Origin of the sequence: Geomicrobium halophilum (assembly GCF_014207655.1) — a bacterium.
GTDB lineage: Bacteria > Bacillota > Bacilli > Bacillales > Marinococcaceae > Geomicrobium > Geomicrobium halophilum.
In genome coordinates, this window is the sequence record NZ_JACHHJ010000001.1 from 1,552,358 (window position 1) to 1,576,036 (window position 23,679).

Genomic DNA, 23,679 nt, shown 5'->3' on the forward strand with positions numbered 1-23,679 from the left:
GCTACCCCCTTACCTGGTTATCGGTCCACTTGCTCTTTTGTTTTTCTTAAAGCCTTCTCGATTTCTTCGATGACCTCTTTTTCTTCTTCCTTTTCTCCAGCCGTTTCTAATTCATCCACCGCCTGTGATGTACCTATTTCTCCCAATGACCAGGCAGCGGTGCCGCGAATCACCGGTCGGGGATCATTCACGAGCAATGTTTGAAGTTTGGGAACAGCCCCTTCCTCCCGAAAGTGTCCGAGGGCAATGATGGCATTTCTTTGAATAGGTTTTTTTCCACGCCAAGATCCTGCCATCTTTCCATAGGTCTCTTTAAACTCCCGGTTGGAAATCGAGAGCAGCGGGAGTAGTTCTGGCTTCACCCTCTCCGGATCGGGTGTGAATTCCGGTTGATATTCTTCCCCTTTTCCTTTATTTTCTGGACAAACCACCTGGCATGTGTCACATCCGTATAGGCGATTACCGATCTTTTTTCTAAACCGTTCTGGAATCATTTCTTTCGTTTGGGTGAGAAAAGCAATGCATTTATTCGAATCAAGCTGTCCTCCCTGAACGAGCGCCCCGGTCGGGCAAGCATCTACACATTTATTGCATGTGCCACATTGGTCATCAATCGGCGTGTCTGGCTCAAAAGCAATGGTCGTAATCATGTCTCCCAAATATACGTAAGAACCAAACTCCGGGGTGATGATCGCGCAGTTTTTGCCGCTCCAGCCGATTCCTGCCCGCTCAGCAACTGCCCGGTCTGATAAAGCTCCTGTATCAACCATGGAAGCCATCTTCGCGCCTGGGACACGTTCCCGGATGAAGGCCTCCAGTTTTTGTAGACGATCGTTTAACACGGTATGGTAGTCTTCACCCCAAGACGCACGGCAAAAAAGCCCGCGGCGCTTACCCTTTACACCCTTAGGAGGGTTCTCCAGCTTTGCTGGATAAGCAAGGGCAATGCTAATAATCGTTTTAGCGTATGGCAATAACCGCTCAGGTTCTGTTCGCTCGTCAATATCACCTTTTTCAAACCCTGATTGATACCCAAGTTGCTGTTGCGTTTTTAGTCGCTCCTTCAAGGTCAAAAACGGATCTGCAGTGGCAAAACCAATTTTATCAATTCCAATGGTTTTACTGTATGCAACGAGTTCGTCCTTCAATTGGGCGTTTGTCATGCATTTCACCTTCTTGCACACATTCTTTCTATGATAAACTTAAGGCATTCGTTCGAAAATATGGAGGCCGTTTTATGATTCCAATTTCTTTACAAAACCAATTATTTGAGACTGTTCCCGATTTTAAGATCGGATGTGTTCAATATGAATCAATCGTTGTTGATAAGCCGCCGAAAGAGCTTTCGGGACGTATTGAGCTTTTTCAGCAAACAGTTGAACTTGATTTGGCTGAACAGTCTGTTACCTATTATGAAGGCGTAAAAGAGTGGAGACAAGTCTTTAAACAACTTGGCATGGATCCAGGTCGGTATCGCCCATCACATGAAGCTTTATTTCGACGCGTAAAACAGGGAAAAGGGGATATCTGGTCAGAATCCTCGGCCATTGCGTTGAATAACTTTTTCTCCCTTTATTATCAAATGCCAATGGGTTTATATGATTTGGAACAAGTGAAAGGAACAGTGGAAGTTCGATTAGGGATAGTTGAAGATGAATATGAAGGCTTAAACGGGCGCAGGAATAGAATGGAAGGGAAATTGACAAGCTCGGATCAAAACGGGGCTTTCGGAAGCCCGATCGTAGACAGCAAGCGCACTTCAGTCTCCTGGGAAACAACAAAAGGACTGCACCTGTTTTATTTACAGCCTTCAATCCCCATCAGTGATGCAGAAGCGCTGACGAATAGACTCGGAGAAATGTTCCAACAAGTTCATGGCGGGAACTTCGAAGCGGCTGTACTCTCTAGGTACAAGCCGCATGTGGGGTGAAACTTATTTACTTTTATAAGACAAAGTACGAATGACAGCATACGCCCCGTATACAAAACCAAGAACACCGAGAAGGATGAGACCCAACATCAAAAAGCTATACAACGAAAGCCCTCCTTTTCGGGTATTTTCACGCAAAAACAGCAAACTTATTCATTCCGTACAAATTAGAAAAGAGGGAGACATTCCCAATGACTGCACTCAGGGTTTTCGAAACCGTTAGTTTTATTGCATTAACTATAATTGCTATCCTTCTAATTACGGATACATTAAACGACGCAAACTTCTTATTATTGGCGCTTGTCATCGTCATTATACTCGTCAACTTTGTATGGAGAATTAAGGTACACAAGAAAAGTTGAACTACGAATATCCTCCCTTTTACGGTGGCATATTAAAACCCCAAGGAGGGATGTATGATGGCGAAACCAGATGACCGGTCCAACAACCCAGAACGAATCGAAAATAACATTGGTCATACGTTGCAAAATATGAATGAAGCCAGAGATTTTGAAAAAGCACACGAACATGAACTAAGTGAAAAAGATAAACAAGAAATCGAAGCCAAAAATGAACGCCGCGCTGAAAGTATTGAAGGTATGCGCGACGAAATTAAAGATGAAGTGAATGATCAAAGGCATCACGAATAATATACCCAGGCATGATGAGCGTTACATACGCCGTCATGCCTTACTTGATTCATCCCTTCCTTTGTGTCTGCCAGCCTGTCTTTCAAATCATGGACGACGAATTATCAGATGTGGTGTTAACACGAGGCTGTCAGCCAGGCTGTCAGCCAGTAATTTTTGCAGCATCTTCTCGACTTGCCCCCATAAAAATAACGTACCTCTTTCACTGAGAGAGGTACGTTATAATTTAATTAACTGTTATATACGCGATTTTTTCGTCTGATTTTCCTGTTGATGGTCTGTTTAGACCAGTGGTATATCAATGTTTAATGGTAGCGATGGTGGGATTCGAACCCACACTTCCGAAGAAACGCGATTTTGAGTCGCTTAATAACCTCGGAAAGCTAAAAGTATGCCAACCGTCCATTTGTGCGCACATATAGCGAAAATAAAGCAAACTACCGCTCTCTCTTAATTGTTATATTACATTGTAAGCGATAACGAGCGAAAATACAAGCCATAAATTTCCGCAATCATACGGCTACGGCAGAACGTCCAAATAACGCAATTAGATGGACGATGGTGCGCGAACTTCTAAACTACCGCGCTGTACGTCGATTCTCTGCACAAAAATTGCCCGGTGCGTTAATGCGCCGGGCTTTTTCACGTTAAATATCCCAAAAATTTTTCGCTTCCACATCGTGGCCAGCTTCACGTAAACAATCCAGTATCTTCCTTGCGCTTGCCAAAGAAGGTAAATTGTCATCTGATTTCGCTAATCGGCTTATAGTATTCCGGCTAACGCCGCTCCTTTTCGATAGTTCCCGTTGACTTATCGAATGTGCGTCTATGTAATGGCCGAACCTCGACCGTGGTTTTCCTAGGCCTGTCATATGTACCACTCCTGGATCAAAAAGTATGATTTCGATGTAAAATGTTGTGCATAATGGACAACCAGGGCGCAATAACATTTACTAAAGCAGTTGCCTTAGTTATTCGCCGCGCAGTTTTCTTATTCCTGCCTTAGCCGTTGCTAGTGTTAGTTTCCCGCCGATTACCTTAATTGTTTCGTTGTACTTTACCTTAGCTATTTCTAAGCATTTACCTTAGTTGCTGCCAAAGTATCTGCCTTAGTTTGGCTACCTTAGTTTTTGCTGTTTACAGCGCGGAATGAAGGGATATTGCGAATCTGTTTAAAGGGGGCAACAATGATGGAAGTTGGGGTTGTGGCCGGAGGGTATGCAGTCGTGGTCGGCTGTGGCGCAATGTTGATCGGCGCCGCAGTTGCGGAAGGAGCGAGCGTTAAGCGTGAAAAGAAAAGGCTAGCGCTTGCGATAGCAAACGGCGTAGAGATTGCGCTTCCTTGGGTAATTATCGGCGGCCTACTACTATTTGTCTATTTGAATCCGCTTTTTTAAGGAGTTGAAAAGTGTGAATGAGCGCCGAGCCAAACGCAAACTTAAACAGAAACTCACCGACTGCTTTCACGCCGCGGGTATTTACTTGGATTACAAAAGCGACAAGGGCGGCAAGTATAAGCAATTTATTTATCCGAAAATTCACGACATTGACGCCACTGAACGCCGGCTACGCTTCGTGTTTACGTTGCCCAACGGTTTCGATCCGGTCGAAGTGACCAAAAAGAAGCACGTATTCCGGCAGTTTTTCGGCAGTAATACGGAAGTTGACGGCGACGACGTGAAAACGTTTGTGGTGCGCGTGTATGCGCAAGGACTATTAAAGTCGTTTAACTGGCGCTACGCCGACATTAATCCCGTTCTTGACGGCAAGGAGGTGCCGATATATTGCGGCAAGGACGCGGCCGGGTATCACGTCGCTTACGACATGACGGACTATCACCATCTGCTTATAGCGGGCGAAACGGGTAGCGGTAAATCAACGCAAGTAAGGAGTGTGCTTACGTCCCTCATAAGGCACATGTCACCCGACCGCCTGCATATGTATCTTGCCGACATTAAACGTTCTGAGTTCCACGTTTTCCGTCATGTCGAGCATGTGCGTGAGCTTTGCACCGACGCCACACACTTACGCGCAGTATTGACGGACTTAGATGTAGAAATTGGGCGCCGTGGCGCTTTGCTCGAAAAATATGGCGCGGCGAATGTAACCGACCTTGCCGCCCCCGCGCCGCCGTTTATCCTGGTTTGCGTCGATGAGGTAGCGCTGCTCAAAGACGAAAAAGCCATAACGGACATCCTCGAAAAAATAAGCTCACAAGGGCGGGCGTTAGGTATGTTTCTAATCCTTTCGATGCAGCGCCCTGACGCGAAGGTACTTGACGGCAAATTAAAAGTCAATCTAACGGTGCGCATGGGCTTCCGCAGTGCTGACCGGATCAATAGCCGTATCATCGGCACGCCGGGCAGTGAAAAACTGAACGCGTCGGATAGTGGCCGTATGCTTATGAAGCTCGAAGAAATAAATGAAGTGCAATCGCCCTGGCTGGACGTTGACGACGCGCGGACAATGCTTGACCCGTACCGCGTAGCGCCACCGCCGCCGCAGCCAACTGTCGAGGCGGCCGAGAAGGAAAAACCAGTGCCGCCGCAAGAAACGCCTAAGTTTGGGGTGTTGAACGTTGACGACGAAGAATAAACGCGATAAGGCCATTATAAACGACCTTTCGCGGTTCCGGGTGTTGACGCGTGATCAATTGGTTGCGCTTCACTTTCGGGGCTTGCGACAGCCCGTAAAAAATTGCAACTTTGTTATGAAACGTTTGCGTCGAGACGGTGAAGTTAAGGCGCTAACGGACGGCAAGCAATACGTTTACATGCCGGCGGGCAGCACGATCAAAAAAGGCAGTACGAAAATACCGCACTTCTTGCGCATTGCCGACTTTTATCAAGAATTGTGCGAAATTGAACGGCCGCAAAGGTTTAAAGTGGAGCCGAAGATAGGAGAAAAAGGTACCGTTGAGCCGGACATTTTCATGATATGGAAGCAAGCGCCCTTTTTCGTGGAGTTGCAGCGGACGACGTACGGTCAACGAGTGTTTAATGAAAAAATGGCGCGGTATGACCACTATTACCACGGCGGCGAATGGAAACGTTCAGACTGGCAGCCGTCCGGCGAATCTTTATTTCCGAACGTGTGGATCATTACGTCACATCGGTATGAGGTTTCGGGAGATAAGCGACGGTCGTATCAGGTGTTGCAAACGGCAAGGGTGCGTGAGTTGTTTGGGTAACGAGGGTGCGCCAAAGTGACGCCCCGGTTATAAAAACGTTGTAGCAATTTATTGGGCGCCTGGGAAGCCGGCTGATAATTCAGACCACCCCCGCCCCTTTTTCGTTTCTCACTTTTTCGATTTTAGTTTTGTTTTCGTTTTCACTTTCGCAATTTCAATTTTATTTTTATTCATACGCGCTCATAAAAAACGTTACAAAATGACATTCTGTAATATCATCACCACCGACAACCGCCGCCGTTACAGTGTTTACGTACTTCCCCGAAACGATAACGCGGTCACTTTCGATATGCAGGCGCAACCATGCGGTATAACAACATCGGCCACCTGCGCTACTTCCCGGCTGTTTGCATAAATTTATGTATATTGACGTCAACTAACGCCGGCTAAACGGCTAACGGCGGCTACGCTTGGCATCACCTAACCCCGTGAGTTGCGAAAGGGCGTCCGCGTCGGGGGTGTCTAGCCGATGGTAAGCGCCACACAACCTAACGCCCATGCGACGGCAACGCAACCACGCAAGCGCCCCAACCGCAAGCTAACGCCTGCACTGCGGCCACTGTCGTTGCTGTACGATGCCTGTCGCTTGCTGTGGCGGCTGAATCACGCTGCTTAACCCGCGCAGTGCTGTACGCTTGTTGCACGCTGCCTGCCGCCCACTGCAACCGGCACACTTAGCGCTGTCAAGTAAATTACCTTGTCACCTATTGCGGCAAGGTAGTGGCGTGGCTGTGCCGACTTCCTTCCTATTGTATTATATCGTAACAGTACTACGGTAACAACGGCTGTGTAAGCGCAAGTGTGGGTGGGAAGTGTGGCGGGTATTGTGTGGGCTTTGTACGCAATAGTGGCGGAAAGGTGTGGGCCATTGTCGCGGAATAGTGGTGGCATTGTGTGGCGAATAGTTGCGGAAAAGGTGTGGGAAATGTGCTGAACTTTGTGGCGAAATAGTGGCGGGCAAGACGCGGAATTTCTGAGGGAAAAAGGTGCGGAATAAGCCTCGAATTTCTGAGCAAAAAGTTGCCGAATTTTTGGCGCGAATATATGAGAAAAAGGGGGCGAACTCTTTGGCTCGCCCCTCAGCGTTAGTGTACACGGCCGTCCGCAATCACATCGCCTGTACGCAAGGCATAGTTCATCTCATGCTCTTGTACGGTATAACGGACGCCGTCTGCGTGCTTGTCGCCGTTATAATTCCAACTCGGCTCGTGATAGGCGGCACGGGCGCGGCCGACCTGTTCGATTGCATTTTCATTCGTTCGCCGGCCGGTTTCCCCTACGATGTTTTCGCATTCTTTTTTGAAGCTCTTGTAATCGGCCAGGGCGTGCAAGTAAGCCATTTTCGCGCTCTCAATCGCCTGCATCTTTTGGTCTATACCTTCGCGGAACTTTTCGTCGCTTGCTTCTTTCGCCACTTGCACGGCTTTGACGGCCGCCTCGCGCTGTTCCGACTGCTTTAAACTACCGCCGCGCTTCTTGCGTTCTTGGGCGCCATTTAAATTTAACTCTAGCTCGCCCACCTTTTTACGGGACTGGGCTTCTTTCTTTTCGTTCTCGGCGGTCGGGTTTGCTATCGTTTCATCCATTAACCGTTGTAGCTTCGCTTTTTCCTGCTCTAGCTCTTGCGTCAATTCATCGATCCGTTCGGCTTGCTTGTCCACCGCGTCCGTGCGCGTTTGTGCTAAGTCCTGATATTCTTTAATCGCGTTTTGTACTGCTTCCGGTAAGTGTTCCATTATATCTTGCTCCTTAGCGTAAAATTTTATTAGGTTTTGCTATTTGCCAGTAGCCTAGTTTAATGCGGCCGGTGATCGTCCTTAATCGTTCTAATTCGTCCGCCGCGTCATCGGTCACGGCGACCTCGACCGGCTGTAAGTCATCATCGCTGCTCATCGCCGCGAGCTTATACAAATCAAAACGGTTAAACTTGCGCATTGCCTGTTCGTGTAGCTCCGGGTGGGCTGGCTTCTCAACACCGGCAAGCCCGAAGCCTACGGCGTCAATAACCGCCCGATCCATAAATACCGTTAGCTGCACCACGCCTGGCTGCTTCGCCGCCCTGCGCAATGCCCGCGTCAGCCCAACGTAGCAAGCGCGGCTGGCATCGCCCCTTTTGCTGCCCGGCGCAATGTATATGCCGTTGTCCTTGACGCCCTCGTACGTTGTGAGCGCCCAAGACAGGGCGCCGTTGCGGTCGTCCTGAGCGTATGATATGTATAAGTGGTAATTCATTCGCGTTCGTCGCCCTCGGCCGGCGTTATTTGCTTTAGTTCGTTGGACAATCGCAACACCTCACCAAAATCTTTTTTCTCTTGCGCCTTTTTTAGTTCTTGTAATTTTTCGTTATATTCCGTCATTTTATCGTCTCCTTTGTTTTGGCGCTTGGTTAGCCCACGGCTTATGTGCAAAAAATACGCATTGCAACGGCTTGGCTGGGCGCTTTAAATGCGCAAAGTCATCGTCTGTCTGTACAAAATGGTGCAGCCAGCCCGCGTACACGTCGTCAGGCTTTGTTGCGTCTTTAACTCGCTCCTTTACGTCCATGTAATCGCCTCCTTGTCGGCTGTGTCCGTAAACCCTAGCTCGTAGGCGCGTTGCCGTGCAGCCGTCTCCGCGTACTCGGCGGCTTTGTCCTTACCTACGTGGTACTGTTTCGTTATTTGTTCGACCATTTCGCCGGGTTCGGCGGCGTCCCGGATCGTCGCGGTTGCTTCTTGCCAGCCGGGCGCCGTACCCTCGCGCATCTTCACGTCAATAAGCGATCAGTGTCGGCGCTTTGTGGGCGGGCGCGTGGGCATATCGGGATATGTGGCCGAGCCGTCCGGCCAGTCTGTGCGTACTTGTTGTTCTTGTAAGCTATTAAATGCGTACGTTCGTTCTATCGTGTTCACTCCGAAATTACTCAAGTTTAACGCCCTCCGTTTATTGACCGTTAGAAATGCAGAAATCGGGGTTTATGATGTATAGGTCATCTAACACAAAAATAGGCGCTAAAACCCCCGATTTTACGGGGTTTTTGAGGCTCTAACGGTCAAATGTTAGCCGCCTTTTTCCGCGCCCACTCTTTCGCTTGCTCTCGTTTCACTTTCGCCTTGCATTCGTCGCAGTATTTCTGGCGGTTACTCCGGCGGACAAATTGCCGTTTACACTCGGCACAATCCGCCCGGTCAGCCGCCGACGACTTGGCCGGCTTTAACGGGTAATCGTCCGGGAAGTAGCTTAATAGCTCGTCATTTAACGCCGGGTCTGCAGGGGCGACCGATTGCATAAAGTAGGGACAAACGTTAGCTGCCGGCCGGTCGACGTCGAACGCAAATATGCACCTTTCGTGGGGTGTTATTAGGCAACCGTCACGGCCGGTGTGGTTCGCGCAAGTTTGGGCGGCGTGTTTATGTAAGCGTTTCTGTAAGCTATTTACCTTGCGTTGGTTCATCGGCGCCGTTCACCGCCCCTAGCATCGCCTCATATTCAGGTCCTAACGCTTCCGCCCATTGATCTATAAAGGCGCGGAATAATTCGGGCGTAAATTCGTCCGAATGTTCGTAAAAATCTACCAAGTTACGTGTCCCCTTTTTAGCGTTGCAGCTATGGCAAGCAAGCGCCACATTTCCTTTGCTGTTTATGCCGGTTGTTATATTTTTATTGGGCACTATATGGTCGAGTCCGAAGCGTTCGCCGTCCGTTCGCGCCTTGCCACAGTAAGCGCAGTTAGGCCGGCTCACGACGTCTAAGTATTGGTTAAACGTGAGAGCGTCAAGGTTTCCGGCCGCCTTTGCGCGGCGCTTGTGCTTCATAAAGTAAACGCGGTGGTAGGTTCCGTTGGCTTTCTCGCGGGCGTTTCGGCAAGGGCGGCATTCCCCTATAATGCCGTTCTTTGCGCGTTTGTCCCGCCTAAATTCGCTGGTGGCTTTCGTCTGGCCGCATAGTTTGCAAGTTTCCATTTCTGGCGCTGCTGTTGCCGTCGTCGTCGCTGCTGTCGTCGTCATCGTTTTTCTAGCTCCTTTATTCGTTAGTTTAATTTCGCTTGGATTAGCTTCGTCGTAGCTTGGATTTCCGCGTGTACCCGCACGCCTGACTTGCTCACGTCTGCCAACGTCTGTAGATAGTCGATAAGTAGCCGGACTTCTTCGCGCTGCTGCTCGTCTGTCATCGTTTCACCACCTCGGTTAATTTTACAGAATATTATGATTTAATAATACAGAAAGAGCGCCGGCTGTTAGTCTGCGAGCTTGCGGGCGCGCTCCATCGTTTCGACGTAGTGGTCGTTTAGTTCGTAGTGTTTCGAAATGCCGATACGCACGCGGTCGCTTACCGGCTTGTGGCCGGCCTCCATCCGCGATATGTACGGCACGCTAACGCCTAGTTGGGCGGCAAGCTCGGCTTGCGTGACTTCTAAGTACATGCGGATTTCTTTCAGCTGTTTTGCAGTCATATTTTCGTTGCCTCCTTTATCGTAAGTTTACTTTAACTTCAAATAAATTATGGGCGCTTATAACGCCTTTCTACCCTATAAAGGGATTTTTCCACGGCTACGGAGCATAATTTTCAATATTTTCTGATATAAATTCAGAATCTTTTTTGTTGCGCTCTTTCTGATCCTCCGTAATCGTTCTATAGGCATAAACAGGCAAGTACGTACCGTTCTCATAAATTTGAGCAGTTCTTTCGTATTCTCGCTGGGCGTCTCTCGCTGCAACGCGACAAGCATTTGTACAATATCGGCTGTCCTTGCGCTTGGACCAACCGGGAACAACGCAATTAGTGCTGTCGACCGGGTATATGTTGCGGCAAAACCGGTGCTGGCATCTTCGCCACTTTTTTCGTTCTGCTCGGTATTCTTCGCGGTCAAAGTCACGTAACCGATGGGCAAGGTCAATGATCGTAAATTCTTCGCGTTCTATGTGCCATTTTTCCAGCCGCCTCCATTCGGCCGCGCTCCGGGTGCGCGCCTGCTCCGCCTCGTATTGCCTCATAAGCTGTTCAGCATTGAACGCAAGCAAGTTCCCAGCGCCTTCGATCGTGCTGATCGGCGCCTTATGATCGGGCATGTTCGTTTTCGCGGTCAAGTCGTCGCTTTCATGGTCGTGTCGTTCCATGTGCGGCCGGTCGGCTGCCGTTAGCCATTCGTCAAGGTCGGCCACTAGGTGGCTATACCGGGCTTGTGTGGCGCTTAGTGTTTCGTTGCCGGCGGCGTGTTTGTGCTGTTCGTGGATTGCGTAAATGTCCTTCGGTGCTGCTGGCTGCGCTGCTGTCGTCGTCGTCATCTTTCGCCTCTCTCCTTCGTTCATCCATTCGTGAGAAAAGCGCCGGGCTGGGCGGATTACCCGGCGGCTGTTAGTCTCTCCATATGTCGCGGTAATTTCCCGGTTGTCCTGCGTTAACTTGCCGTATCTCTGACTTCACCTGTCCTTTGTGAAACTGCTCTTGACGCTCGAATGTATCGCCGGTTTCGCTTTGGTACTCCGTAACAATGGACGTTCCGCGGCCTGTTGGTGCTTCGCCGTGAGCAACTTTCAGCCCGTTCGCATCAATTGTGTAAATCGTGCCGCCGGCGTTTACGGTCAATTTCGTTAGATGCAACTGGTCTTCGTGTGGTTGGTTTAGCTCCTCGCAAACATCGTTAAATGATACGTATTTTTCGCGGTTGCTAATGTCTTTCACCGTTTAATCGCCCCTTTTTCGTAGATATGGTTCTTTTTGTGCCGGTTTTATAATCGGATTAATCCGCGTGGTGGCGGCGTTTATGGCGCTTTTTTCGGTTTCTACCTCTCAGGGCGGCCTTATTAATTTGATTCGTTAAACAAGGCGCTGATTGACTCTAATGCTTCGCTGTTCCCTCCGAACATCACCTTGGGATTTACGATAATTTTACGTTTTCTTACGTCCTTGTCGTCCTCGACAAACTGGAATACAGGCCGGCCGTTAACGCGGATGCCTCGCAATGCTTGTCTTAATTTTTTGGGGTCGCCATAGCCAAGAAACTCCGCAAGTGTGCCAAGTGACAACGGCGTCACGTCGTCCGTGTAATTTTCCGATGGATTTGCGCAAAGAATGTTATATCTAAAATGAACAAACGGCAGCACGGCATAAACTAAACCTAACTGCTTTCGGCTTTTGCCGGTAAATTTCTTATTCAAGTCGCGGATGGTCTGCCGATAAATTCGGATGCTTTTCATGTCGCCGGCAAACGGCTTAATAGTATCCAAGTCTCCGCGGAAAAAGTACATAGGGTTGATTGCTAACTTTTCGCCATCTTCATTTTCTTCGATGATTTCGTTTGATATTAATTTTCCGTAAAACTGTCTGAACGTTCTTTCCGCAATATTCAACAACTCAACCAGCCCCTTTTTACTAATATATCGCCCGTTATCGTGACGTAAGTAACAAAACACGTTTCCGTCAACCGGATAAGCTGCATATGTACCGACAACCATTAATAGTGCGTATTCTGCTTGCGTTAAGTTTTCCAGGCGCTCGCCTACGTGCTGGCCTTCCTCGCAAAGAGCGAGAACAAAACCGCCGTTTTCTTTGTGGTGCTGCCGTAGTTCAGAAAACTTGTCGTATGATTGTTTTTGATTATACGGAACGACCGGCGCCGGTTTGTAGTTTTGGATAATCTCGCCCGTTTCCGTATTCACAACTTGGTATTTCGATTCCTTTTCAATTAATCGCCTTCGAGCTTCCGGGTTCAACTTCTTGAAGAAAATACTGTCATCGTTTCTCATTTTTCATTCCTTTCTACTTTAGCGCGATAAAATAGGGTGCATTTTGTGCCGCTTTTGGGGCAAATAGGGTGCATTTTGTGCCGCTCAAGTTTTGCGCTAAAAAGCATGCTCATCACTACATATAGGGGTTTATCGCCTTTTTTCTCCGTTTTTCACCCCAATATGTAGTTTTTTGTGTTGCTCTGCTCAGTTCTACTCCTCTTATATCAGTCGTGTTTTTGGAATTAAAAACCCTTTCGCAAACTAGATATAATGGATATATAAGCGTTATAGATACTCGTAATATGTTAGCCAAGGCTCGTAAGAGCCGCAGGCAATGTTTTGACTTTCGGAATTAACGCCGATTGTTTACAATCAACGCAATAATTCCCCGTTACTATGGCGCCTTAATTAACGATACTAAAAACCAAGTCAGTCGTGAGCAAGCTCACTCCTTCCTGCTGCCCACTTGCGTGGCCAGCTATTGTACCTGATGCAATACTATATACATACATACTTGCGATGGAGTAAGTTAGCCAAGGCTCGTAAGAGCCGCAGGCAATGTTTTGACTTTGAATTTATAACGGAATAATAACGCTTAGTAAAAATGCACACATTTCCTATTAAAGTCTCTATTAGTAAATATGTTCACTTTTTGCGCTATCTCCGTATCGTGACCCGTTCGACTTTTGCGCGACCGCCTTCAATCGCTCAATGGCCTCGTAAGTTTTAGTAATTTCTTTGAGCTTGGCCGACGTTAAGTCGAGTTCTTGCGTAATCTTGCTCGCTACTCTCGCCGACATTGGCCGGCGGCCGCATTCGATCATTGATATTGCTGCGTTTGATACACCCACCTTTTGCGCAAGTTCTTCCTGCGTGATTCCGTAGGCTTCGCGGACTTGTTTCAGTTGCTCAGCCGTCATTGTTGTGATTTCCATTTTCTTGCCCCCTTAAAGTTCGTATGTTTAGCACACTATCCGCTAAATAAAAAATGCCCCGGCGGTGCCGGTTAACTCTCTCACTGTATCTGGGTAACTGAGGCGGTATTTTACGCCCCCTTAATCCGCGATTTACACGATTTTTCACAATTAGGCGATACCCCGCACGCCCTCACTGTATATGGCAGCGTTTTCCGGTATTTTATAACACCGGCCGCCTTTATATTTCTCACCCTTCCAGATACGTTTTCACCTAAATTACAACCCTTCCGCAAAAATTCCTTACGTTTCCCAATTCGATTTTTTACGGGTTGTGCCGAATTTTTCACCTCTACTTCTAATACGGATATTGCCGGCCGTTTTGGGACAAGTTTCCGCCTCACACCGGCCGGCGTCGACTTTTTCGCCCCTCACTATAGTTACAATTACCAAAAAACGGGAATTTTACGGTTTCAGCTGAAATTTTCCGCCCTCATATTGTTCTTACACCAGCCGGCGCCGATTTTTACGCTTTCGCTTTACTTTCCAGCCAAGTGTAATAAGTCGTGTCGTAATCGTCCGTCTGTTCTTCGTAAACGTGGACGTACTCGCCGGCCGCCGCCTTTGCTTCGTACTCGACCTTGTAAAAAATGTCGCTGTCTTGCGTGATGGTGTTTCCCGGCGCGCCGGACTCGTTTGATACGTAGTAAACTTTTGCTATTTTATTCGCCACCTTCCACGTTAATTGTGTTGCCTTTTCCGTCTTCCCAGCCGTCTACATCCTCGCCGGCGTCTAAGTCCGCCACTAGCTGCGCTTGGTCGTTTAAATCTGCCGGCGTGATCGTGACAATCGTTTCGCCGCCTTTGCCGGTCACAATAAATTCGTGCAAGTCGTGGTCAAACGGCACCTCCGACACACTGTAGCCAACTCTATCCCATGTTCTCATTGCGAAGCACCTCCGGATTTCTCAGCGCGTCAGCAATATGGAGCGCTTTTTCGTTACCGAAACTTTGATTTAATTCCATTAAGGCTAGGGCTGTAATAGCAGCGTCATCGAACGTCATCTTAACCGATATTTCCTTGCCATCGTTGTACGCTTTCATCGGCTCACCCCTTCCGTGATTTCCGCGAGTAGTTCCGCCGGAAGCCCCACATAGCCCATAATTGCGCCGTCTGTGACGAATCCTTGGTCGGTTATGAAGTCAGCCCATGCCGACGGCATAACGTGCCATACGCGGCCGTTGGCAAGCGCTGTGACTTCGTAAAAGCCGATTCCTAGCGCGGTTTTGGGCGGGTGATATTGAAAACCTGCCGTGACTATTGTGGTTGCACTTGTTTTGGTTGGTGTAGTAATTGACATTTTAACGTCCTCCTAAATGTGATATAATAACTTAAGTCATCATGTTGACTTGTTAACTTCTAACTATAATATTAATCTGTTTCCGTAAACATGTCAACTACCTGACATAAAATTCTTAGGAGGTTATTTATGATCGTGTGTACACTAGGAAAAATAATGAAGGAACGGGGGCTTACTAATCGCGATGTAGTGGAACTGACAGGCGTAAGCCGGAACACCGTAAAAGGATTTCAAACGGACTCATCCCGGCGTATAGATTTCGATACTATGTATAATCTTTGTGTTGGTTTAAACGTAGAACCCGGCGACTTGTTCGAAATACAAACGAACAATGAATAACTACGCAATAAAAAAGCCCGGCCTGAACTGCGCTGGGCTTTCGTTATTTAAACAGTTTTCCTAACCCTTTCCCGGTCGCTTTGCCGGCTATACGGCGGCCAATTCGACGGCCGACCTTGCCCTTCTTGATCGCGTTTATGTCGCCTAGTATCTTCGCTAGTTGATACAGAAAACTTCGGAATCCGTTCATGCGCTCACCCCCTGTTAAACTTCGATGGCTTCGTATGCTTGGTCGATCTCGTCTTTTGTCACGCCGATGTATTTCAATGTCATGGCCGGCGTGCTGTGTCCCATCATCGTCATGATCCGCGTAATGTCTGTGCCGTTATCGTGCAGAATATAGCCATGTGTCTTGCGCAAGGTGTGCGTGCCAATGGCGCCCACTTTATCGGCAATCCCCGCCCGTTTTGCCGCGTCGTTGAGGATGCGGTGCGCATGTACACGGCTTATCGGGCGGTTGTCGCCCTTGGCTGACCGAAATAAGTATTCTTCGTCGCTGACGCCCGTTAATTCTTTCATTTCCTTGCGGACGGTCGCATTCAGCTTAATATAGCGCGTCTTGCCGGTCTTTTGCTCGGGCAGGACTAGCGTTTCCTTGCCGCGCAGATCGCCCACCTTGAGCGTTAATAGATCGCTTATGCGCAATCCTAACGACACGCCGACCGTGAATAGCAGGCGGTTCCGGCCATGTAGCGCGTTTTTCATTTTGTTTCGGTCACGTTTCGACTTAATTGCGTTTACTTCGTTTGCCATTTTGCCTCGCCCTCCATAAATGTTACATATTTATGTTTTTTGTTATATTTATTCTACCTCTAATGGATAAATATTGCAAGGGTTATTTTGGCAACGTCCGCAATCTTTTCGCCTAGTTCTTCGTCCAACTTTTTTTGATCGGGAATGGCCTTCGGCACGGTTTTGGCTTGCCCTCGTCATTAAAACAATTGTTGTGATATATAGCCGATCGATGCCACGTGTCACACCTTGCGCCCGCCTCACGCAAGCCACGCCGGCAAGTCCACGCCCGAACCCTCTTCCGGCATCATGGCCGCCACTTCTTCGTTGTAGCAATCATTCAGCGCATTTTTGGCCGCCGTGTAAAAGTACCCCGGCAAGTCGCCCCGCAACTTGCCGGTTTTAAGCGTATATATCGCCCGTTTCAGCGCCGCCGTGATTTCATTAACATACGCCCCTACTTCGTAATCTAAGCCGCCTGTACGCCTATATGCCGCCTGTGCGCGGCGGTATAGCTTCGTGGTCGTGGCGGCGTCAAAAAACGGCCGGCACTGCTTTGCGAAGGCTTCGGGGACGTGGGCAAAGGTCGAATCAAGGTCGTCAATATCGGCGGCCGGTTCGTTTTGTTTGACCGGTTGCTCCTCGCGCGCGCCCGCGTTCGACTCTTTATTACTGCACTTTGTGGTACTAGCTTCACAAAGTGCAGTTTCGGCGGTGCTATTCGCACCCTGAACGCTTGCTGTGTCGGTATTTGTAGATTGGTCGCGATGGTCTATTTTGGATGGGTCAGACGGTAGGTCAGCCGGGGCAGGCGCCGTAATCACGAACACGTTGTGGCCATAGCCGCCCTTAGTTCCACGTGTCCTTTTCGTCCGATGCACTTCCAACATGCCGTACTTTTCCAGCGCACGAATGGAACGTTTGACGGTCGAGTATGAAACGTCACAGGCTGCCGCGAGCGTGTCGTACTTCATAAACGCGACACCTACATACTTTGCCGCATGATTTTTCAGCGCCTTGAATACCGCAATGGCTGCCTTGCTTAATGCGTGGCTGTTTTCGTACAAGTGGGCGCGGATTGCTTCGTTTAGTTGCTTGATAGTTTCAAATTGTGATAGGTGGCGGTAGTTTGCTGCGTCTGCGTTGGTTAGATTGCTTAGTTTCGTCATTTCCGTTCGCTCCTTTTTCGTTTAGGAGCGCCGCACCACATTCACGTACATACGTTCGATTTTACCGGCAAACGGGCAGAATTTGACTTTTGCCGATTTTTTCGGTAAAGTGAACGTACTTAGTTTTTGTTTGCCTTTTCGCCGTTTGCAGACGGCAAGGCGTGGGGTGTCCGTTTTGTGGCGGGCGCTCCTTTTTTATTTCTTGCTGCGTGTATTTTTGGTCATAAATCCTTTAACGGCGAAAACTCTCGGTGTTTTTCGTGTACGTCCTGCGAATATAAATTTACATATGTCCGCACCATATCCATCGTGCTGTGGCCAAGAATCTTTTGTAGTTCGAACACGCCGGCACCGTTCATGACACACATTTTCGCGAAGGTGTGCCGCAAGGTGTGGGGCGACAATCGAACGTTTGTGATGCCGGCCTTCTTGCCGTGTATCTTCACGGTCTTTTGCAGGTGGCTACGTGACAATGCTTGTTCTTCAATCGTCACAAATAGATGCTCGGTTTCACATGTGCCGCGCAATTGTATATACCGTTTAAGCTGCTGCTTCATCTTCTCTTGTATCGGCACATAACGGTGGAAATGGTTCTTTGTGTTGCGCACGAATATCTGCCCTTCGCTTAACTTCACGTCTTCAACCAGCATCCCGGCTGCTTCGTTTAGCCGCACGCCCGTTTCCAATACAAGTAATAAAAACGTATAGTCGCGCTGGCCAGTAAATGTTCGAAGGTCGGGCGCATTCAATAACCTTTTAACTTGGCTCGTTGTAAGCGTTTCGACGTTGCTGCGCCGTTCCTTCATGAGCGGGTATTTTTGCATCGGATTAGCTTCAATAAATTTATAATCATGCAGATAATTAAAAAACGTCCGTATGGCTCGTAACTTCGCATTGATTGTGCCCGGCTTTAATCGCCGCCGTATTTGCAAATCCTCGACGAATTGATCGATATGGTTCCGTGTAATTTCGCCGATAAGCATGGAATGTTCCGCATTAATTAAATATTTTCGGAACGAGTGGCATTCCTTCCGGTAAAACTCGATAGTAAACGACCGCAAACCTTTGCGCTCACCATCCGCAAGAAACCTGTCTAACGCCTCGTCGAACGTCATAATAACGTCGGTAATTGGTTGACGGACAATCTCCAATTCGCGGGCGTTTAAGTGGTTATTTCGCTTAGACACAAAAAATCCGCCCCCTTCGATAAGAGAGCGGATAATCGCGGTAAGCTATCGTATATGCAAACGACTCATTTGCCGTCACATATAACATAAAAATAACCGCGCTTGTTTGCTCCAAGCCCGGTATATGTACGTTAAATGGTAGCGATGGTGGGATTCGAACCCACACTTCCGAAGAAACGCGATTTTGAGTCGCGCGCGTCTGCCAATTCCGCCACATCGCCGTTTTTTGAATAACGATATCGTTTGTCCGACAAGAATTAATATAGCATATATGCTAAAGGTTACGCAAGGCATTTTTCATAATTCGTTACAGTAATTGGGAAAGCTCATGGCTCTCAGCATCACTCACCGAGAACCCGTTGAGCCAAACCCTCTCTTTCCTCTTTCAGTAGCTTCCAGCTCCTCTACCTCTGCAAAATTCGCAAACGGTACTTCTTGCAAAACCCCTTGGGCCAAGCGATCATGTTTTCTAATTACATAGGTTCCCTCTGGAAATTCCTCATTACACGTTATCCTGTTCCCATCAATTAAAAGAATCTCCCTCTTTTTTGGACCAGCAGCATGATCGTTCGTTAAAATGATGGCAACTTCTCCGCGATAATCAGCGTCAATTGTGCCCGGCGAATTAGGCAGCCGCAGCTTTGTTTTCACTGATGTGCCACTACGAGGGCGAACTTGCATTTCATACCCTGATGGGATCGCAAGTGCAAACCCAAGCTTCACCTTTTCTGTTTCCCCGGGTAAGATTACCGTATCTTCAGCTGCATATAAATCAAAACCAGCCGCATCGGCACTCCCATATGTTGGTATAACAGCATCCTCATTCAGTTTCTTTACTTTCACATCAATTTTTGATCTCATCATAAGCTCCTTGTTAATCAAAAATAAAGAAAACACTCATCCTAATGACGAGTGCCAGGATCACCATGTATGTAAAGCTTTCGCTTCATGTTTAAAATGGTGCCGAGGGCCGGACTTGAACCGGCACGGTTGTCTACCAACCGCAGGATTTTAAGTCCTGTGTGTCTGCCAATTCCACCACCCCGGCATGGTAGAGAAAATTTGGAGGCGGCACCCGGATTTGAACCGGGGCGTAAGGGTTTTGCAGACCCCTGCCTTACCACTTGGCTATGCCGCCCTCTACTGGAGCGGAAGACGAGATTCGAACTCGCGACCCCCACCTTGGCAAGGTGGTGTTCTACCGCTGAACTACTCCCGCATATATGGCTGGGCCAGCTGGATTCGAACCAGCGCATCACAGGATCAAAACCTGTTGCCTTACCGCTTGGCTATGGCCCAATGGGGCGGTTGATGGGAATTGAACCCACGAATGCCGGAACCACAATCCGGTGCGTTAACCACTTCGCCACAACCGCCACATAATTATGGCAGGGGTAGTAGGAATCGAACCCACATCGAAGGTTTTGGAGACCTCTGTTTTGCCATTAAACTATACCCCTGAATGGTGGAGGGGGACGGATTCGAACCGCCGAACTCAGAGAGAGCGGATTTACAGTCCGCCGCGTTTGGCCAACTTCGCTACCCCTCCATATTTGTTTTTTAATGGAAATGGTGCCGGCCAGAGGAATTGAACCCCCAACCTACTGATTACAAGTCAGTTGCTCTGCCAATTGAGCTAGACCGGCAACAAAGTGGTGGCTCGAGACGGAATCGAACCGCCGACACGTAGATTTTCAGTCTACTGCTCTACCGACTGAGCTATCGAGCCAATATGTAAATGGCGGGCCTGACGGGAATCGAACCCGCGATCTCCTGCGTGACAGGCAGGCATGTTAACCGCTACACCACAGGCCCTAATAAAAATAAAAATGTTTTGATGTGTTACATAGTATGTAATATCATATCAAAATGTGAATGATATTGGTTGCGGGGGAAGGATTCGAACCTTCGACCTCCGGGTTATGAGCCCGACGAGCTGCCTGACTGCTCCACCCCGCGATATAAAAATGGTGACCCGTGCGGGATTCGAACCCGCGTTACCGCCGTGAAAGGGCGGTGTCTTAACCCCTTGACCAACGGGCCATGTGTAAATAATTGAAACAATGGCGGAGAGCGAGGGATTCGAACCCTCGAGACGGGGTTGCCGCCTACACGATTTCCAATCGTGCTCCTTCGGCCACTCGGACAGCTCTCCAGTTGGCTCCACAGGCCGGATTCGAACCAGCGACCCATCGGTTAACAGCCGATTGCTCTACCACTGAGCTACTGTGGAATGTCTTGTTGGCCGAATGGACAACATCATTTTAATATATAAGTAAGTAAATTACAAGGGTTTTATAAAAAGGATTTTTGTCCTTTTTATAGAGTTTCGCACCCTCAAAACTGAAGAACGCTGGGCTTGAAGGACACCGAGCCCCATGATCGTGGATAAATCCTCGACCGATTAGTATCTGTCAGCTCCACGTGTCACCACGCTTCCACACCAGACCTATCTACCTCATCGTCTCTGAGGGGTCTTACTCCCTTTCCAGGATGGGAAATCTCATCTCGAGGGGGGCTTCATGCTTAGATGCTTTCAGCACTTATCCCGTCCACACGTAGCTACCCAGCTGTGCTTCTGGCAAAACAACTGGTACACCAGCGGTGTGTCCATCCCGGTCCTCTCGTACTAAGGACAGCTCCTCTCAAATTTCCTGCGCCCGCGACGGATAGGGACCGAACTGTCTCACGACGTTCTGAACCCAGCTCGCGTACCGCTTTAATGGGCGAACAGCCCAACCCTTGGGACCTACTTCAGCCCCAGGATGCGATGAGCCGACATCGAGGTGCCAAACCTCCCCGTCGATGTGGACTCTTGGGGGAGATTAGCCTGTTATCCCCAGGGTAGCTTTTATCCGTTGAGCGACGGCCCTTCCATGCGGTGCCGCCGGATCACTAAGCCCGACTTTCGTCCCTGCTCGACCGGTATGTCTCGCAGTCAAGCTCCCTTCTGCCTTTGCACTCTTCGAATGATTTCCAACCATTCTGAGGGAACCTTGGGGCGCCTCCGTTACTGTTTAGGAGGCGACCGCCCCAGTCAAACTGCCCACCAGACACTGTCCCTGAACCGGATTACGGTTCGAGGTTAGGATTTCCATACAGCAAGGGCAGTATCCCACCAGCGCCTCCTCCGAAGCTGGCGCTCCGGATTCCATGGCTCCTGCCTATCCTGTACAAGCTGCACGGAAACCCAATATCAAGCTACAGTAAAGCTCCATGGGGTCTTTCCGTCCTGTCGCGGGGGACCTGCATCTTCACAGGTCTTATAATTTCACCGGGTCTCTCGTTGAGACAGTGCCCAAGTCGTTGCACCTTTCGTGCGGGTCGGAACTTACCCGACAAGGAATTTCGCTACCTTAGGACCGTTATAGTTACGGCCGCCGTTTACTGGGGCTTCAATTCGGACCTTCGCCCTCAAAGGGCTAAGTCCTCCTCTTAACCTTCCAGCACCGGGCAGGTGTCAGCCCCTATACTTCGTCTTTCGACTTCGCAGAGACCTGTGTTTTTGGTAAACAGTCGCTTGGGCCTTTTCACTGCGGCTTCCCGGGGCTCGTCACCCCAAGAAGCACCCCTTCTCCCGAAGTTACGGGGTCATTTTGCCGAGTTCCTTAACGAGAGTTGTCCCGCGCGTCTTAGAATTCTCATCCCACCTACCTGTGTCGGTTTACGGTACGGGCACCTTCATCCTTCCTAGAGGCTTTTCTTGGCAGCGGAGGATCAGGGACTTCGGTACTCTTAGTTCCCTCGCGGTCACGACTCAGCCTTCTCGTTGGACGGATTTGCCTATCCAACAGCCTCGTGCGCTTCGACGCGCATCCAATTGCGCGCTCGCCCTACCTTTCTGCGTCCCCCCTTCGGTCTAACAGATGTCGGTGGTACTGGAATTTCCACCAGTTATCCATCGCTTACGCCTTTCGGCCTCAGCTTAGGTCCCGACTAACCCTGAGCGGACGAACCTTCCTCAGGAAACCTTAGGTTTTCGACGGAAGGGATTCTCACCCTTCTTTTCGCTACTCATACCGGCATTCTCACTTCTGTGCGCTCCAGCCGTCCTTTCGGTCGACCTTCTCTGCCCACAGAACGCTCCCCTACCATGCGCTTTGCGCATCCACAGCTTCGGTGATGTGTTTAGCCCCGGTACATTTTCGGCGCAGCGTCACTCGACCAGTGAGCTATTACGCACTCTTTCAATGATGGCTGCTTCTAAGCCAACATCCTGGTTGTCTAAGCAACGCCACATCCTTTCCCACTCAACACATACTTGGGGACCTTAGCTGGTGGTCTGGGCTGTTTCCCTCTTGACGACGGATCTTAGCACTCGCCGTCTGACTCCCGGATATCAAGTTACTGGCATTCGGAGTTTGACTGAACTCGGTAATCCTGTAGGGACCCCTCATCCAATCCGTGCTCTACCTCCAGAACTCTTCCTCCGAGGCTAGCCCTAAAGCTATTTCGGGGAGAACCAGCTATCTCCGTGTTCGATTGGCATTTCACCCCTACCCACACCTCATCCCCGTAATTTTCAACTCACGTGGGTTCGGGCCTCCAGTCGGTGTTACCCGACCTTCACCCTGGACATGGGTAGATCACACGGTTTCGGGTCGACGTTCACGTACTGCTGCGCCCTCTTCAGACTCGCTTTCGCTGCGGCTCCGTCTCTTCAACTTAACCTCGCACGTCCACGTCACTCGCCGGTTCATTATACAAAAGGCACGCCATCATCCCTAAACGGACTCTGACTACGTGTAGGCACACGGTTTCAGGTTCTCTTTCACTCCCCTCCCGGGGTGCTTTTCACCTTTCCCTCACGGTACTGGTTCACTATCGGTCACTAGGGAGTATTTAGCCTTGGGAGATGGTCCTCCCGGCTTCCGACGGGGTTTCTCGTGCCCCGCCGTACTCAGGATCCACGCCGGAGGAAACAAGGATTCGACTACAGGGCTCTTACCTCCTATGGCCGGCCATTCCAGGACGGTTCGTCTTCCTCGTTTCTTTCTGACTCCATTAGCGTGTCCTTCAACCCCAGACGGCAAGCCGTCTGGTTTGGGCTGCTTCCGTTTCGCTCGCCGCTACTCAGGAAATCGCTTTTGCTTTCTCTTCCTCCGGGTACTAAGATGTTTCAGTTCTCCGGGTCTGCCTTCAACCGCTTAATTCATTGGGCGGTTGATCTTCCCCCATGACAGGGAAGGGGTTCCCCCATTCGGATATCTTCGGATCCCAGCTTACTTACAGCTCCCCGAAGCGTTTCGCCGTTCGTCGCGTCCTTCATCGGCTCCTAGTGCCAAGGCATCCACCGTGCGCCCTTCTTCATTTAACCACAGATGGGGTTCTTACGCTTGGTTTCTTTGCGAAACCCGGTGTGTGTCTTCAAGCTTGCGTTCTTCAGTTTTCAAGGTACGAGTTTGAGCAGTTGCCCGCTCAAAACTGAATGAAAGCTAAAGCGTGTCGTTCGGGCCTTCGGCTAGAAGGCCCCTGTGCTCCTTAGAAAGGAGGTGATCCA

General features: G+C 49.4%; 30 protein-coding genes, 15 tRNA genes and 1 rRNA gene. 7 read left to right on the forward strand and 39 right to left on the reverse strand.

Annotated elements, in window-relative coordinates; genetic code table 11:
- Window positions 1-17 precede the first annotated feature (17 nt).
- A complete protein-coding gene (queG, locus tag HNR44_RS07595) occupies window positions 18-1,163 on the reverse strand; it encodes a tRNA epoxyqueuosine(34) reductase QueG (RefSeq protein WP_184403449.1) in 1,146 nt (381 codons plus the stop codon).
- Between the two features lie 74 nt (window positions 1,164-1,237).
- Here queG and HNR44_RS07600 point away from each other — a divergent pair, with 74 nt between their 5' ends.
- The 3 genes from HNR44_RS07600 to tlp all read left to right on the forward strand — a co-directional run bounded on the left by HNR44_RS07600 (window position 1,238) and on the right by tlp (window position 2,580).
- Window positions 1,238-1,930: a B3/B4 domain-containing protein gene (locus tag HNR44_RS07600; RefSeq protein ID WP_221434214.1), complete on the forward strand. Its 693-nt coding sequence runs from the start codon at window positions 1,238-1,240 to the stop codon at window positions 1,928-1,930.
- A 191-nt stretch (window positions 1,931-2,121) separates the two neighbouring features.
- Window positions 2,122-2,292 (forward strand): hypothetical protein, encoded by a 171-nt coding sequence (locus HNR44_RS07605; protein ID WP_184403450.1) that lies wholly within the window; start codon window positions 2,122-2,124, stop codon window positions 2,290-2,292.
- 57 nt (window positions 2,293-2,349) lie between these two features.
- Complete coding sequence (gene tlp / locus HNR44_RS07610; protein WP_184403614.1) at window positions 2,350-2,580, forward strand: small acid-soluble spore protein Tlp; 231 nt, start codon at window positions 2,350-2,352, stop codon at window positions 2,578-2,580.
- A 647-nt stretch (window positions 2,581-3,227) separates the two neighbouring features.
- Here tlp and HNR44_RS18030 read toward each other — a convergent pair.
- Complete coding sequence (locus HNR44_RS18030) at window positions 3,228-3,530, reverse strand: helix-turn-helix domain-containing protein (protein WP_425489443.1); 303 nt, start codon at window positions 3,528-3,530, stop codon at window positions 3,228-3,230.
- A 237-nt stretch (window positions 3,531-3,767) separates the two neighbouring features.
- On the opposite strand from HNR44_RS18030, the gene HNR44_RS07620 reads away from it, so the two are divergent.
- Genes HNR44_RS07620 through HNR44_RS07630 form a run of 3 tightly spaced genes read left to right on the forward strand, consistent with a single transcriptional unit; the run spans window position 3,768 to window position 5,770 of the window.
- Window positions 3,768-3,977 (forward strand): hypothetical protein, encoded by a 210-nt coding sequence (locus HNR44_RS07620; protein ID WP_184403452.1) that lies wholly within the window; start codon window positions 3,768-3,770, stop codon window positions 3,975-3,977.
- A 13-nt stretch (window positions 3,978-3,990) separates the two neighbouring features.
- Window positions 3,991-5,175: an FtsK/SpoIIIE domain-containing protein gene (locus HNR44_RS07625; RefSeq protein WP_184403453.1), complete on the forward strand. Its 1,185-nt coding sequence runs from the start codon at window positions 3,991-3,993 to the stop codon at window positions 5,173-5,175.
- The gene (locus HNR44_RS07630) at window positions 5,159-5,770 is read left to right on the forward strand and encodes a replication-relaxation family protein (RefSeq protein ID WP_281381362.1); all 612 of its coding nucleotides are present in this window, start codon (window positions 5,159-5,161) and stop codon (window positions 5,768-5,770) included. Before HNR44_RS07625 ends, HNR44_RS07630 begins: the two co-directional genes overlap by 17 nt.
- 1,085 nt (window positions 5,771-6,855) lie before the next feature.
- On the opposite strand, the gene HNR44_RS07635 is transcribed toward HNR44_RS07630, so the two are convergent.
- The 16 genes from HNR44_RS07635 to HNR44_RS07705 all read right to left on the reverse strand — a co-directional run bounded on the left by HNR44_RS07635 (window position 6,856) and on the right by HNR44_RS07705 (window position 14,752).
- The gene (locus HNR44_RS07635; protein WP_184403455.1) at window positions 6,856-7,506 is read right to left on the reverse strand and encodes a hypothetical protein; all 651 of its coding nucleotides are present in this window, start codon (window positions 7,504-7,506) and stop codon (window positions 6,856-6,858) included.
- Between the two features lie 13 nt (window positions 7,507-7,519).
- Window positions 7,520-8,002 (reverse strand): hypothetical protein, encoded by a 483-nt coding sequence (locus HNR44_RS07640; RefSeq protein WP_184403456.1) that lies wholly within the window; start codon window positions 8,000-8,002, stop codon window positions 7,520-7,522.
- Window positions 7,999-8,127 (reverse strand): hypothetical protein, encoded by a 129-nt coding sequence (locus tag HNR44_RS17820; protein WP_281381363.1) that lies wholly within the window; start codon window positions 8,125-8,127, stop codon window positions 7,999-8,001. Before HNR44_RS17820 ends, HNR44_RS07640 begins: the two co-directional genes overlap by 4 nt.
- Before the next feature lies 1 nt (window position 8,128).
- Window positions 8,129-8,314: a hypothetical protein gene (locus tag HNR44_RS07645; protein ID WP_184403457.1), complete on the reverse strand. Its 186-nt coding sequence runs from the start codon at window positions 8,312-8,314 to the stop codon at window positions 8,129-8,131.
- Window positions 8,315-8,532: 218 nt separating this feature from the next.
- On the reverse strand, window positions 8,533-8,676 hold the full coding sequence (locus tag HNR44_RS07650) for a hypothetical protein (protein ID WP_184403458.1): 144 nt from the start codon (window positions 8,674-8,676) through the stop codon (window positions 8,533-8,535).
- Window positions 8,677-9,180: 504 nt separating this feature from the next.
- Window positions 9,181-9,756, reverse strand: a complete 576-nt coding sequence (locus HNR44_RS07655; protein WP_184403459.1) for an HNH endonuclease — start codon at window positions 9,754-9,756, stop codon at window positions 9,181-9,183.
- A gap of 23 nt (window positions 9,757-9,779) precedes the next feature.
- Complete coding sequence (locus tag HNR44_RS07660) at window positions 9,780-9,920, reverse strand: hypothetical protein (protein WP_184403460.1); 141 nt, start codon at window positions 9,918-9,920, stop codon at window positions 9,780-9,782.
- Between the two features lie 66 nt (window positions 9,921-9,986).
- On the reverse strand, window positions 9,987-10,202 hold the full coding sequence (locus HNR44_RS07665; protein WP_184403461.1) for a helix-turn-helix domain-containing protein: 216 nt from the start codon (window positions 10,200-10,202) through the stop codon (window positions 9,987-9,989).
- 97 nt (window positions 10,203-10,299) lie between these two features.
- Complete coding sequence (locus tag HNR44_RS07670; protein WP_184403462.1) at window positions 10,300-10,911, reverse strand: hypothetical protein; 612 nt, start codon at window positions 10,909-10,911, stop codon at window positions 10,300-10,302.
- A gap of 193 nt (window positions 10,912-11,104) precedes the next feature.
- A complete protein-coding gene (locus tag HNR44_RS07675; RefSeq protein WP_184403463.1) occupies window positions 11,105-11,431 on the reverse strand; it encodes a hypothetical protein in 327 nt (108 codons plus the stop codon).
- A 122-nt stretch (window positions 11,432-11,553) separates the two neighbouring features.
- Window positions 11,554-12,495: a hypothetical protein gene (locus HNR44_RS07680; RefSeq protein ID WP_184403464.1), complete on the reverse strand. Its 942-nt coding sequence runs from the start codon at window positions 12,493-12,495 to the stop codon at window positions 11,554-11,556.
- A gap of 614 nt (window positions 12,496-13,109) precedes the next feature.
- Complete coding sequence (locus tag HNR44_RS07685) at window positions 13,110-13,412, reverse strand: helix-turn-helix domain-containing protein (RefSeq protein WP_184403465.1); 303 nt, start codon at window positions 13,410-13,412, stop codon at window positions 13,110-13,112.
- 505 nt (window positions 13,413-13,917) lie between these two features.
- The gene (locus HNR44_RS07690; protein WP_184403466.1) at window positions 13,918-14,124 is read right to left on the reverse strand and encodes a hypothetical protein; all 207 of its coding nucleotides are present in this window, start codon (window positions 14,122-14,124) and stop codon (window positions 13,918-13,920) included.
- Window positions 14,114-14,338, reverse strand: a complete 225-nt coding sequence (locus HNR44_RS07695) for a hypothetical protein (protein ID WP_184403467.1) — start codon at window positions 14,336-14,338, stop codon at window positions 14,114-14,116. The genes HNR44_RS07690 and HNR44_RS07695 overlap by 11 nt, the downstream gene beginning before the upstream one ends.
- The gene (locus HNR44_RS07700; protein ID WP_184403468.1) at window positions 14,322-14,495 is read right to left on the reverse strand and encodes a hypothetical protein; all 174 of its coding nucleotides are present in this window, start codon (window positions 14,493-14,495) and stop codon (window positions 14,322-14,324) included. The genes HNR44_RS07695 and HNR44_RS07700 overlap by 17 nt, the downstream gene beginning before the upstream one ends.
- Window positions 14,492-14,752, reverse strand: a complete 261-nt coding sequence (locus HNR44_RS07705; RefSeq protein WP_184403469.1) for a hypothetical protein — start codon at window positions 14,750-14,752, stop codon at window positions 14,492-14,494. Before HNR44_RS07705 ends, HNR44_RS07700 begins: the two co-directional genes overlap by 4 nt.
- Before the next feature lie 129 nt (window positions 14,753-14,881).
- Here HNR44_RS07705 and HNR44_RS07710 point away from each other — a divergent pair, with 129 nt between their 5' ends.
- Window positions 14,882-15,091 (forward strand): helix-turn-helix domain-containing protein, encoded by a 210-nt coding sequence (locus HNR44_RS07710; protein WP_184403470.1) that lies wholly within the window; start codon window positions 14,882-14,884, stop codon window positions 15,089-15,091.
- Window positions 15,092-15,134: 43 nt separating this feature from the next.
- Here the strand turns inward: HNR44_RS07710 and HNR44_RS07715 are convergent, their stop codons facing one another.
- The 21 genes from HNR44_RS07715 to HNR44_RS07815 all read right to left on the reverse strand — a co-directional run bounded on the left by HNR44_RS07715 (window position 15,135) and on the right by HNR44_RS07815 (window position 23,496).
- Window positions 15,135-15,281, reverse strand: coding sequence for a hypothetical protein (locus HNR44_RS07715; protein WP_184403471.1), 147 nt, complete (start codon window positions 15,279-15,281; stop codon window positions 15,135-15,137).
- A 14-nt stretch (window positions 15,282-15,295) separates the two neighbouring features.
- Window positions 15,296-15,844, reverse strand: a complete 549-nt coding sequence (locus HNR44_RS07720) for a tyrosine-type recombinase/integrase (protein ID WP_184403472.1) — start codon at window positions 15,842-15,844, stop codon at window positions 15,296-15,298.
- Between the two features lie 239 nt (window positions 15,845-16,083).
- Entirely contained in the window at window positions 16,084-16,992 is a 909-nt protein-coding gene (locus tag HNR44_RS07725; RefSeq protein WP_184403473.1) for a helix-turn-helix domain-containing protein, read from the reverse strand.
- 221 nt (window positions 16,993-17,213) lie between these two features.
- Complete coding sequence (locus tag HNR44_RS07730) at window positions 17,214-18,179, reverse strand: tyrosine-type recombinase/integrase (RefSeq protein ID WP_343069407.1); 966 nt, start codon at window positions 18,177-18,179, stop codon at window positions 17,214-17,216.
- Window positions 18,180-18,315: 136 nt separating this feature from the next.
- Window positions 18,316-18,400, reverse strand: a tRNA-Leu gene (locus tag HNR44_RS07735).
- A gap of 124 nt (window positions 18,401-18,524) precedes the next feature.
- A complete protein-coding gene (locus HNR44_RS07740) occupies window positions 18,525-19,043 on the reverse strand; it encodes a dUTP diphosphatase (protein WP_184403474.1) in 519 nt (172 codons plus the stop codon).
- A gap of 94 nt (window positions 19,044-19,137) precedes the next feature.
- Window positions 19,138-19,227: transfer RNA gene (locus HNR44_RS07745), tRNA-Leu, on the reverse strand.
- Between the two features lie 15 nt (window positions 19,228-19,242).
- A tRNA-Cys gene (locus HNR44_RS07750) sits at window positions 19,243-19,317 on the reverse strand.
- 6 nt (window positions 19,318-19,323) lie between these two features.
- A tRNA-Gly gene (locus HNR44_RS07755) sits at window positions 19,324-19,398 on the reverse strand.
- Window positions 19,399-19,403: 5 nt separating this feature from the next.
- Window positions 19,404-19,478: transfer RNA gene (locus tag HNR44_RS07760), tRNA-Gln, on the reverse strand.
- A gap of 1 nt (window position 19,479) precedes the next feature.
- A tRNA-His gene (locus HNR44_RS07765) sits at window positions 19,480-19,555 on the reverse strand.
- 10 nt (window positions 19,556-19,565) lie between these two features.
- A tRNA-Trp gene (locus HNR44_RS07770) sits at window positions 19,566-19,639 on the reverse strand.
- Between the two features lie 3 nt (window positions 19,640-19,642).
- A tRNA-Tyr gene (locus HNR44_RS07775) sits at window positions 19,643-19,728 on the reverse strand.
- 21 nt (window positions 19,729-19,749) lie between these two features.
- Window positions 19,750-19,825 (reverse strand) — tRNA-Thr (locus tag HNR44_RS07780).
- A 7-nt stretch (window positions 19,826-19,832) separates the two neighbouring features.
- Window positions 19,833-19,908 (reverse strand) — tRNA-Phe (locus tag HNR44_RS07785).
- A 10-nt stretch (window positions 19,909-19,918) separates the two neighbouring features.
- Window positions 19,919-19,994, reverse strand: a tRNA-Asp gene (locus tag HNR44_RS07790).
- Window positions 19,995-20,061: 67 nt separating this feature from the next.
- Window positions 20,062-20,138, reverse strand: a tRNA-Met gene (locus HNR44_RS07795).
- Window positions 20,139-20,147: 9 nt separating this feature from the next.
- A tRNA-Glu gene (locus HNR44_RS07800) sits at window positions 20,148-20,222 on the reverse strand.
- Window positions 20,223-20,243: 21 nt separating this feature from the next.
- A tRNA-Ser gene (locus tag HNR44_RS07805) sits at window positions 20,244-20,334 on the reverse strand.
- 3 nt (window positions 20,335-20,337) lie between these two features.
- Window positions 20,338-20,412 (reverse strand) — tRNA-Asn (locus tag HNR44_RS07810).
- A 151-nt stretch (window positions 20,413-20,563) separates the two neighbouring features.
- Window positions 20,564-23,496, reverse strand: a 23S ribosomal RNA gene (locus HNR44_RS07815).
- Window positions 23,497-23,679 lie beyond the last annotated feature (183 nt).

Coding starts and splice junctions, on each gene's coding strand:
- HNR44_RS07705 (WP_184403469.1), bottom strand. CDS start 14,752: ATGTCAATTACTACACCAACCAAAACAAGTGCAACCACAATAGTCACG.
- HNR44_RS07685 (WP_184403465.1), bottom strand. CDS start 13,412: ATGGAAATCACAACAATGACGGCTGAGCAACTGAAACAAGTCCGCGAA.
- HNR44_RS07695 (WP_184403467.1), bottom strand. CDS start 14,338: ATGAGAACATGGGATAGAGTTGGCTACAGTGTGTCGGAGGTGCCGTTT.
- HNR44_RS07655 (WP_184403459.1), bottom strand. CDS start 9,756: ATGACGACGACAGCAGCGACGACGACGGCAACAGCAGCGCCAGAAATG.
- HNR44_RS07715 (WP_184403471.1), bottom strand. CDS start 15,281: ATGAACGGATTCCGAAGTTTTCTGTATCAACTAGCGAAGATACTAGGC.
- HNR44_RS07710 (WP_184403470.1), top strand. CDS start 14,882: ATGATCGTGTGTACACTAGGAAAAATAATGAAGGAACGGGGGCTTACT.
- HNR44_RS07680 (WP_184403464.1), bottom strand. CDS start 12,495: ATGAGAAACGATGACAGTATTTTCTTCAAGAAGTTGAACCCGGAAGCT.
- HNR44_RS07660 (WP_184403460.1), bottom strand. CDS start 9,920: ATGACAGACGAGCAGCAGCGCGAAGAAGTCCGGCTACTTATCGACTAT.
- HNR44_RS07665 (WP_184403461.1), bottom strand. CDS start 10,202: ATGACTGCAAAACAGCTGAAAGAAATCCGCATGTACTTAGAAGTCACG.
- HNR44_RS07740 (WP_184403474.1), bottom strand. CDS start 19,043: ATGATGAGATCAAAAATTGATGTGAAAGTAAAGAAACTGAATGAGGAT.
- HNR44_RS07645 (WP_184403457.1), bottom strand. CDS start 8,314: ATGGACGTAAAGGAGCGAGTTAAAGACGCAACAAAGCCTGACGACGTG.
- HNR44_RS07700 (WP_184403468.1), bottom strand. CDS start 14,495: ATGAAAGCGTACAACGATGGCAAGGAAATATCGGTTAAGATGACGTTC.
- HNR44_RS07725 (WP_184403473.1), bottom strand. CDS start 16,992: ATGACGAAACTAAGCAATCTAACCAACGCAGACGCAGCAAACTACCGC.
- tlp (WP_184403614.1), top strand. CDS start 2,350: ATGGCGAAACCAGATGACCGGTCCAACAACCCAGAACGAATCGAAAAT.
- HNR44_RS18030 (WP_425489443.1), bottom strand. CDS start 3,530: ATGTTATTGCGCCCTGGTTGTCCATTATGCACAACATTTTACATCGAA.
- HNR44_RS07600 (WP_221434214.1), top strand. CDS start 1,238: ATGATTCCAATTTCTTTACAAAACCAATTATTTGAGACTGTTCCCGAT.
- HNR44_RS07720 (WP_184403472.1), bottom strand. CDS start 15,844: ATGGCAAACGAAGTAAACGCAATTAAGTCGAAACGTGACCGAAACAAA.
- HNR44_RS07640 (WP_184403456.1), bottom strand. CDS start 8,002: ATGAATTACCACTTATACATATCATACGCTCAGGACGACCGCAACGGC.
- HNR44_RS07635 (WP_184403455.1), bottom strand. CDS start 7,506: ATGGAACACTTACCGGAAGCAGTACAAAACGCGATTAAAGAATATCAG.
- HNR44_RS17820 (WP_281381363.1), bottom strand. CDS start 8,127: ATGACGGAATATAACGAAAAATTACAAGAACTAAAAAAGGCGCAAGAG.
- queG (WP_184403449.1), bottom strand. CDS start 1,163: ATGACAAACGCCCAATTGAAGGACGAACTCGTTGCATACAGTAAAACC.
- HNR44_RS07620 (WP_184403452.1), top strand. CDS start 3,768: ATGATGGAAGTTGGGGTTGTGGCCGGAGGGTATGCAGTCGTGGTCGGC.
- HNR44_RS07605 (WP_184403450.1), top strand. CDS start 2,122: ATGACTGCACTCAGGGTTTTCGAAACCGTTAGTTTTATTGCATTAACT.